The organism is Marinobacter halodurans (assembly GCF_004327985.1).
Lineage (GTDB): Bacteria > Pseudomonadota > Gammaproteobacteria > Pseudomonadales > Oleiphilaceae > Marinobacter_A > Marinobacter_A halodurans.
In genome coordinates this window covers 1-3017 of sequence record NZ_SJDL01000098.1, presented here as the reverse complement: position 1 = coordinate 3017, position 3017 = coordinate 1, and the positions used below count along the sequence as shown (strand labels likewise).

The following is a 3017-nucleotide window of genomic DNA, read 5'->3' as shown; positions in this document are numbered from 1 at the left end:
GGAGATCGGGACCGCCGACTACGAGGCACCGCAGACCGACACCGAACGGACCCTGGCCACCCTGTGGCAGGAGGTGTTGGGTGTCGAGCAGGTCGGACGACAGGACAACTTCTTTGCGCTGGGTGGCGATTCCATCCAGAGCCTGCGGATCATCGCCAAGGCAAAACGGGCCGGGATCGAGCTGACACCCCGGCAACTGTTCGAGCACCAGACCGTCGCGGACCTGGCCGCCGTGGCGACTTTCGCATCGGCGCAATCCCATGCCGTCGAGCTGGAACGGCCCTTCCCGTTGACGCCGATCCAGCACTGGTTCTTCGACCAGGCCATGGCGCAGCCGGATCACTGGAACCAGGCGTTACTGCTCAAGCCCGGCGAGCCGCTCGATGGCGACGCGCTGGAGCAGGCGCTCCAGGCCATCTACCGGCACCACGATGGGTTGCGCCTGCGCTTTACCCGGAAGGACGGCGAGTGGCACCAGGCCTACGCCGGCGTGAGCGAGGATGACGATATCCTGTGGACAGTGGATACCGATCCGGCCCAACTGTCCGCCGAGTGCGACAACGTGCAGGCGAGCCTCAACCTGTCAGGCGGGCCGCTGCTGCGGGGGCTGCATGCGCGACTGGACGACGGTTCCGAGCGCCTGCTGCTGGCGGTCCATCACCTGGGGATCGACGGCGTGTCCTGGCGCGTCTTGCTGGACGACCTGATGGGGGCCTACGAGCAGGCCCGGCAGGGCGGAACGGTTGACCTGGGACCCAAGGGCACACCCTTCCAGGCCTGGGCGGATCAACTCCCGTCGGTCTGGGACGAGACGGTCGCGGCCGAGGAAGCCGCCTATTGGTCGGCGCTGCCGGCGCCGGCGCCGTTGCCGGGCGTGAAGGCTTCCGGGGCCAACACCGTGGAACACCTGGCCCGGGCGACGATGGCCCTGTCCGCCGAAGTGACCGGGGAACTGCTCACGGAAGCCCCGCGGGCCTGGCGCGCGCAGATCAACGACCTGCTCCTGACGGCGCTGGGCGATGCGCTCTATCGCTGGACCGGGCGGACCGAGTCGGTCATTGCGCTGGAAGGTCATGGTCGCGAACCGCTGGTCGAAGGGCTGGACCTGAGCCGCACCGTGGGCTGGTTCACCGGTCTGTACCCCGTCTGCCTGTCCGCTGGCGGCGACCCGATGGCCAACCTTACAGCCACCAAGGAAACCCTGCGCCGCGTCCCGCGTGGCGGGCTGGGTTACGGCGTCCTGCGTTACCTGAAAGGCGAGACCTCGTTGCCGGACCTGTCCGGCGCGGTGCTCTTCAATTACCTGGGGCAGGTGGATGACGGTGGCCCGGACGGTCTCGTGCTGGCGCAGGAATCGCCAGGTGCCATGCGCGCTGCCGATGCGCCCCTGGGCTTTGAGCTGTCGCTGGACGGCCAGGTGCGTGACGGCCAGCTGTCGTTCACCTGCAGCTACAGCCGGGCGCGCCATGATGGCGACACCATCGGACTCCTGATGGCGCACCTGCAGGATGCCCTGGAAACGGTTGTCGACACCTGCCGCGAGTTCGCCGGCGTCACGCCATCGGATTTCCCGCTGGTCGAACTCGATCAGGCGGCGCTGGATGCCTTGCCGGTGGCCCCGTCCGCTGTCGACGACATCCTGCCGCTGACGCCGATGCAGCAGGGGCTGCTGTTCCACAGTGAGCTGGGCGATGCCGCCGAGTGCTACGTCAACCAGGTGTCGGTGACGCTCGACGACTTGCCGGCGGCGGCCTTCAAGGCGGCCTGGCAGTCGGCGATGGCGCGTCACCCGATCCTGCGGGCGGCGTTTATCCATACCCCGGGTGCCGGCGTCCCGGTGCAGCTCGTGCATCGCCAGGCGGCGCTGCCGATCCGGGAACTGGACTGGCGTACGCGGGCTTCCACGACCCTGGATGTCCTGTGCGAACAGGAAAGGACCGCGCCTTTCGACCTGGGCCGGCCGCCGCTGATGCGGATGGTACTGGTCCGGTTGGGCGAGCACCGCTGGCAGATGATCTGGACACTGCATCACATCCTGCTGGATGGCTGGAGCAGTGCGGCGCTGCTCAGTGAGGTCATGCGGGAGACCCTGGGCGGCCGGCCGGCCAGTCCGGCGCGTTACCGCGACTATTTCCAGTGGCTGGCCCGGCGCGATGCGGCGACCACGGAAACCTTCTGGCGTGAACAGCTCCAGGCGCTCGCCGAACCCACGCGAATCGCCCCCCTGCTGGCGGACAGCCAGTGCCGACCGGCCGCGGACGCCAGGCTGGCGGATATCGTGCTGGCTCTCGATCACGACCGCCTGGCGGCCTTTGCCCGGCACCAGCAGGTAACGCTCAACACCCTGATCCAGGCTGCCTGGACGCTGATCCTGCAACGCTACACCGGCCAGCGCCAGGTGGCGTTCGGCGCCACGGTCTCGGGCCGGCCGGCGTCGGTCCCGGGGATGGATCGCCAACTGGGCCTGTTTATCAACACCCTGCCAGTGGTCCAGGCGCCCGCGCCGGAACAGCGACTGGCCGACTGGCTGGTCCAGCTCCAGGCCCACAACCTGGCGCTCCGGGAACACGAACACACGCCGCTGTACCAGATCCAGCAGTATGCGGGACAGCCCGGTCGGGAGCTGTTCGACAGCCTGCTGGTGTTCGAGAACTTCCCGGTCGACGACGCCCTGCGCAGCGATGCGGCGAGCGTGCGGGTCAGCAACCTGCAGGTCAGCGAGCAAACCCACTATCCGCTGAGTCTGGCCGTGGAAGCCGGGCAGGGCCTGATCCTGCACCTGCATTACCGCAACGACCAGGTCTCGCCGGCACGGGCCGAAGCGTTGGCCGGTCAACTGGAACAACTGTTGGCGGCGATGACGCAGGATGGCCAGCAGCGTCTGGCGGATCTGCCCTTGCTGACGGAAAGCGAACAGCAGGTCTGGGAACGGTGGAACCGGCCGGAGCATCCGGCGGTGGATCCGCGCCCGGTCAGCGCCCTGATCGCCGACCAGGCAGCGGAACGGCCGGAGGCCA

General features: G+C 68.3%; 1 protein-coding gene. It reads left to right on the top strand.

Annotation, left to right across the window (positions count from 1 at the left end; all coding sequences use genetic code 11):
• On the top strand, nucleotides 1-3017 hold a 3017-nt coding region (locus EZI54_RS23405), incomplete at both ends, for a condensation domain-containing protein (RefSeq protein ID WP_242674580.1).